Annotated in this window: 7 protein-coding genes; 6 read left to right on the top strand and 1 reads right to left on the bottom strand. The window is 59.0% G+C overall.

The features are described 5' to 3' along the window. The first annotated feature begins 43 nt into the window (after positions 1 to 43). From H8S59_RS26000 to ureC, 5 genes are all read left to right on the top strand, one after another. Positions 44 to 346 carry an urease subunit gamma gene (locus H8S59_RS26000; RefSeq protein ID WP_027902525.1) on the top strand — a complete coding sequence of 101 codons (303 nt, stop codon included), beginning with the start codon at positions 44 to 46 and terminating at the stop codon, positions 344 to 346. Between the two features lie 26 nt (positions 347 to 372). After that, the gene (locus tag H8S59_RS25995; protein WP_187523282.1) at positions 373 to 915 is read left to right on the top strand and encodes a GNAT family N-acetyltransferase; all 543 of its coding nucleotides are present in this window, start codon (positions 373 to 375) and stop codon (positions 913 to 915) included. 9 nt (positions 916 to 924) lie between these two features. Further along, positions 925 to 1,458 (top strand): GNAT family N-acetyltransferase, encoded by a 534-nt coding sequence (locus tag H8S59_RS25990; RefSeq protein WP_187523281.1) that lies wholly within the window; start codon positions 925 to 927, stop codon positions 1,456 to 1,458. Continuing rightward, a complete protein-coding gene (locus tag H8S59_RS25985) occupies positions 1,455 to 1,760 on the top strand; it encodes an urease subunit beta (protein WP_087269742.1) in 306 nt (101 codons plus the stop codon). The genes H8S59_RS25990 and H8S59_RS25985 overlap by 4 nt, the downstream gene beginning before the upstream one ends. 142 nt (positions 1,761 to 1,902) lie before the next feature. Beyond that, entirely contained in the window at positions 1,903 to 3,603 is a 1,701-nt protein-coding gene (gene ureC / locus H8S59_RS25980; protein WP_027902529.1) for an urease subunit alpha, read from the top strand. A 29-nt stretch (positions 3,604 to 3,632) separates the two neighbouring features. Here ureC and H8S59_RS25975 read toward each other — a convergent pair whose 3' ends face one another. Then, complete coding sequence (locus H8S59_RS25975) at positions 3,633 to 3,917, bottom strand: hypothetical protein (RefSeq protein WP_095101874.1); 285 nt, start codon at positions 3,915 to 3,917, stop codon at positions 3,633 to 3,635. A 165-nt stretch (positions 3,918 to 4,082) separates the two neighbouring features. Here H8S59_RS25975 and H8S59_RS25970 point away from each other — a divergent pair, with 165 nt between their 5' ends. Continuing rightward, positions 4,083 to 5,216, top strand: a complete 1,134-nt coding sequence (locus H8S59_RS25970; protein ID WP_187523280.1) for a sensor histidine kinase — start codon at positions 4,083 to 4,085, stop codon at positions 5,214 to 5,216. The last annotated feature ends 88 nt before the right edge of the window (positions 5,217 to 5,304 follow it).

Genomic DNA, 5,304 nt, shown 5'->3' with positions numbered 1-5,304 from the left:
CACAGGGATTGCTAACAACCAAAAAAATTACAACGGACTAAACATGGATCTCACCCCACGCGAAAAAGACAAGATGCTGATTTTCACCGCTGGCCTGGTTGCCGAAAGGCGTCTGGCCCGTGGCGTGAAGCTCAACTATCCGGAAGCCATGGCTTACATCTCGGCGGCGTTGCTTGAAGGCGCGCGGGATGGGCAGACCGTGGCGGATCTGATGCATTACGGCACCACCCTGCTGACCCGTGAACAGGTCATGGAAGGCATCCCGGAAATGATCCCTGAAATTCAGGTGGAAGCAACATTCCCGGATGGCACCAAGCTGGTCACTGTGCATCAGCCAATCGCCTGATTCCGAAAAAGACTCTGGAACTGATCATGAGCAATTCGATTCGCGACGCAAAGCCATCCGATCTGCCAGGCATCCTGGCGATTTACACGGACGCCCTTTTCAACACGACTGCGATCTGGAACGAGCAACCGGTAGACCTGGCCAATCGTCAGGCCTGGTTCGATGCGCGCCAGACTCAGGGTTATCCGATTCTGGTCGCTGTGGATGATGAAGACCAGGTCACGGGTTATGCGTCGTTTGGCGACTGGCGTCCTTTTGAAGGCTACCGCTGCACGGTGGAGCATTCAGTCTATGTGCGCGCCGACCAGCGCGGCAAAGGCCTGGGCCCAAAGCTGATGACAGCCCTGATCGACCGCGCTCGCCTGTGCGACAAACACATCATGGTCGCGGCGATTGAAAGCGGTAATGCCGCCTCCATCAGCCTGCATGAACGCCTGGGCTTCATCACGACCGGGCAGATGCCACAGGTCGGCACCAAATTTGGACGCTGGCTGGACCTGACCTTCATGCAACTGGATTTGTCACCCGGCGCATCGGCTCCACCTTCACAAGCTCCCGTATCCAACTGAGAGGCGATCATGAATCCTGCCCAGCTACGCCGCGTCACGGATGAAAGTTTTGCACACTACCGCCATGGACTGGCGACCTTACTGCTGGACGCTGTGAACAACGGCGCCTCGGTGGGTTTCATGGCTGACGTGACACTCGAAGAAGCATACGCCTGGTGCGACGGGCTCCGGGAAGACGTTGCCAACGGCAATCTGCTGCTGTGGGTAGTGGTTCAGGATGAACAGGTACTGGCCAGCACACAGCTCGCGCTGTGCCAGAAAGCCAACGGCCTGAACCGCGCTGAGGTGCAAAAACTTTTGGTGCTTAAAGAGGCGCGACGGCGCGGCCTGGGGCAGCAACTGATGCAAGCACTGGAGCAAGCGGCGCGCCAGCTCAAGCGTGGGCTGTTGTATCTGGACACCGAAGCCGGTTCACCCGCCGAAGCGTTCTATCGCTCGCTGGACTACACCCGCGTCGGCGAACTGCCCAATTATTGCCAAAGCCCGGACGGCCGTTATGCGCCGACCGCTATCTACTTCAAGACCTTGGGACAACCCGCATGATTCCTGGCCAATACCAGATTCAACCCGGTGAAATCGAACTCAATGCCGGGCGTCGAACCATCAGCCTGAACGTCGCCAACAGCGGCGACCGGCCGATTCAGGTCGGCTCGCATTTCCATTTTTTTGAAACCAACGACGCCCTGACCTTCGACCGTGCCGCCAGCCGCGGCATGCGCCTGAACATCCCGGCCGGCACCGCGGTACGCTTCGAGCCGGGGCAGTCGAGGGATGTGGAATTGGTGGATCTGGCGGGTTTGAGACGAGTTTTTGGGTTTGCGGGAAGAGTCATGGGCGATCTTTAAATTTGATTGCACCCCAACGCCAGATCCAGCTACAAGCGGCAAGCCACAAGCTGCAAGAAACAGCATTCGGCGGCGCTTGTGATCCGTTTTTACTTGAGGCTTGCAGCTTGAAGCTCGCAGCTCTGAATCCGAGGCACGAGAGATGAAGATTAGCCGACAAGCCTACGCCGACATGTTCGGCCCCACCGTGGGTGACCGGGTCCGGTTGGCCGACACCGAGCTGTGGATTGAGGTCGAGAAAGACTTCACGACGTACGGCGAAGAAGTGAAATTCGGTGGCGGCAAGGTCATTCGTGACGGCATGGGCCAAGGCCAATTGCTGGCCGCCGAAGTGGTCGACACGCTGATCACCAACGCGTTGATCGTCGACCATTGGGGCATCGTCAAAGCCGACGTCGGCCTCAAGAACGGTCGCATCGCGGCCATCGGCAAAGCAGGCAACCCGGACATTCAGCCGGACGTGACCATCGCCATCGGTGCTTCCACCGAAATCATTGCCGGTGAAGGCATGATCCTCACCGCGGGCGGTGTCGATACGCATATTCACTTCATCTGCCCGCAGCAGATTGAAGAAGCCTTGATGAGTGGCGTGACCACCATGATCGGCGGCGGCACCGGCCCGGCAACCGGCACCAACGCGACCACCGTCACACCCGGCCCGTGGCACATGGCGCGCATGCTTCAGGCGGCCGACTCGTTCCCGATGAACATTGGCTTTACCGGCAAAGGCAACGTCAGCCTGCCCGGCCCGCTGGTTGAGCAAGTCAAAGCCGGTGCCATTGGCCTGAAGCTGCACGAAGACTGGGGCACCACGCCCGCCGCCATTGATAACTGCCTGAGCGTCGCAGACGAGTACGACGTGCAGGTCGCGATTCACACCGACACCCTGAACGAATCAGGCTTCGTCGAAACGACACTGGCGGCGTTCAAGAATCGAACCATTCACACCTATCACACCGAAGGTGCGGGCGGCGGTCACGCGCCGGACATCATCAAGGCCTGCGGCTTTCCCAACGTGTTGCCCAGCTCGACCAACCCCACCCGGCCGTTCACCCGTAACACCATCGACGAGCACCTGGACATGCTGATGGTCTGCCATCACCTGGACCCAAGCATCGCCGAAGACGTGGCCTTCGCCGAAAGCCGCATCCGCCGGGAAACCATTGCTGCCGAAGACATCCTGCACGACCTGGGTGCTTTCTCGATGCTCAGCTCCGACAGCCAGGCCATGGGCCGGGTCGGCGAAGTGATCATGCGCACCTGGCAAACCGCCGACAAAATGAAGCGCCAACGCGGACCATTGCCCGGCGATGGTGAAGGCAACGATAACTTCCGCGCCAAACGCTACATCGCCAAATACACCATCAACCCGGCAATCACCCACGGCATCAGCCATGAAGTCGGCTCGGTGGAAGTGGGTAAATGGGCCGATCTGGTGCTGTGGCGCCCTGCTTTTTTCGGCGTCAAACCGACCCTGATTCTCAAAGGCGGAGCGATTGCCGCAAGCCTGATGGGTGACGCCAACGCGTCGATTCCAACACCTCAGCCTGTGCACTATCGCCCGATGTTCGCCAGCTACGGCAGTTCGTTGCACGCCACCAGCCTGACCTTCATCAGCCAGGCGGCGTTCGATGCCGGTGTACCGGAATCACTGGGGCTGAAAAAGGTGATCAGCGTCGTCAAAGGCTGCCGGTCCGTGCAGAAGAAAGACCTGATCCACAACGACTACCTGCCGAAAATCGACGTTGACCCACAGACCTATCAAGTCAAAGCCGATGGCGTGTTGTTGTGGTGCGAGCCCGCAGATGTGCTGCCCATGGCGCAGCGGTACTTTCTGTTCTGATTGACGTTGATGTTTGCAAACGAAGGCAGCTATGGCTGCCTTCGTTGTTTCCCGGCAATTTCCTGCTTGATGCCGGACAGAAACGTCTCGTCGCCGTCGAGCAGCCTCAAGGCTTGCAGCGTGTCATTGACCGCCTCGATCAGCCCCAGGTCCTCAGACGTACTGGTCCCCTCAAGTACCCGCCGCAGCGCGAGGTAAAAACCCAGCTTTCCGTAAGTCACATCGTCTAGTCTGGGACTCTTGCCAGTATGGAGCTTTTGTTCAGCCAGTTTGATCTGTTCTTCGACAAACGTCGTGAAAGGGGTGGTGATCATGACGGCGCTCCTGCCAGCTAGTCCTTGGTATCGATCAAGCCTAGTCGTTGCCTGCGTCTGTTGCCGGAAATGACAGCGGTCTCCGGTCGTTGTCTCGATACCTGAAGGGTAAAGGCTGTAAGATGCGCCATCCTCATTACAGCTCCCGCAGCAAGGTAACCGGCCATGCGCCTCTCGGACTTCATCGTTACCCATGTGGATCGTATTGTCGACGAGTGGGAAAACTTCGCCAAAACCATCAAGCCTGCCGCCGACGCCATGAATAGCGTGGAGCTTCGCGATCACGCCAAGGCGATTCTGCTGGCTGCCGCACGAGACATGAACACCTCGCAGACCAAAAGCGAGCAAGCCGCCAAGTCCAAGGGGGCGGACCTGCAAAAGACCCCGAGCCTGGACCAGGCCGCTGCCAGCCACGGCGAACTGCGCCATATGGTTGGCTTCGATCTGGTGCAGATGACCTCGGAGTTTCGTCATCTGCGCGCCAGTGTCATTCGACTGTGGGTCGAGAGTTTGAAAACCCCGGACCTGGCGTATTTCACTGACATGATTCGCTTCAACGAAGCCATTGATGAAGCGCTGGCCGAATCCACGGCGGCGTATGCCGATCAGGTCGCACGTTCGCGAGACATCTTCCTTGCCATTCTGGGCCATGACTTGCGCGCGCCTCTGCAAGCAGTGAGCATGTCCGCCGACCTGCTGGCGCACAGGCAGGATCTGGATGCCAAATCCCAGGGCTATGTGTCACGGATCAAAAGCAGCACCCGGCACATGGGCGCGATGGTCAGCGATCTATTGGAATTCGTGCGCAGTCGCCTTGGCGCCAGCCTGCCAGTTGAACGCCATAGCATGGACATGGGGAGCGCCTGCCGTGAGGCCGTCGACGAAGCCTGTGCGGGTCGCCCCGACTCACACCCGAATCTGGAAGTGGAAGGCGACACCGTCGGTCACTGGGACCGCGGACGTATCGACCAGTTGCTGCAGAACCTGATCGGCAACGCGCTGCAACATGGCACGGGCAAGGAAGAGGTCAGCGTCAAAGTCAGCGGTGAGCAGGATCATGTGCAGTTGATCGTGCACAACCTGGGCGACCCGATTTCCGAAGACGCCCTCAGCAGCATCTTTGATCCATTGGTACGCGCCATCAGCGAAGGCTCCACGCCCAGCGGTCGGTCAACCAGCCTGGGCCTGGGACTGTTCATCGTCAAGGAAGTGGTCAATGCCCACGGCGGCAGTATCACGGTGACGTCCAACGTAGGTGACGGGACGACGTTTACCGTGGTATTGCCCAAGCGGGTTTAAGCGACTGGAAAGATGGCGGTCTTAGCGGGGATACCCAGATTTACGCGCAAAATGATGTGACGACGTGGGACCGGCTTTAGCCGGGAAA

The sequence above is a fragment of the Pseudomonas folii genome (assembly GCF_014357575.1).
In the GTDB taxonomy this organism is placed as follows: Bacteria; Pseudomonadota; Gammaproteobacteria; order Pseudomonadales; family Pseudomonadaceae; genus Aquipseudomonas; species Aquipseudomonas folii.
Note: the sequence above shows the minus strand (reverse complement) of the source record. Positions and strands in the feature narration are given on the sequence as shown.

Bases quoted from the DNA above. Each gene is read 5' to 3' on its own strand.
- H8S59_RS25990 (WP_187523281.1), top strand. From the start codon at position 925: ATGAATCCTGCCCAGCTACGCCGCGTCACGGATGAAAGTTTTGCACAC.
- H8S59_RS25970 (WP_187523280.1), top strand. From the start codon at position 4,083: ATGCGCCTCTCGGACTTCATCGTTACCCATGTGGATCGTATTGTCGAC.
- ureC (WP_027902529.1), top strand. From the start codon at position 1,903: ATGAAGATTAGCCGACAAGCCTACGCCGACATGTTCGGCCCCACCGTG.
- H8S59_RS25975 (WP_095101874.1), bottom strand. From the start codon at position 3,917: ATGATCACCACCCCTTTCACGACGTTTGTCGAAGAACAGATCAAACTG.
- H8S59_RS25985 (WP_087269742.1), top strand. From the start codon at position 1,455: ATGATTCCTGGCCAATACCAGATTCAACCCGGTGAAATCGAACTCAAT.
- H8S59_RS26000 (WP_027902525.1), top strand. From the start codon at position 44: ATGGATCTCACCCCACGCGAAAAAGACAAGATGCTGATTTTCACCGCT.
- H8S59_RS25995 (WP_187523282.1), top strand. From the start codon at position 373: ATGAGCAATTCGATTCGCGACGCAAAGCCATCCGATCTGCCAGGCATC.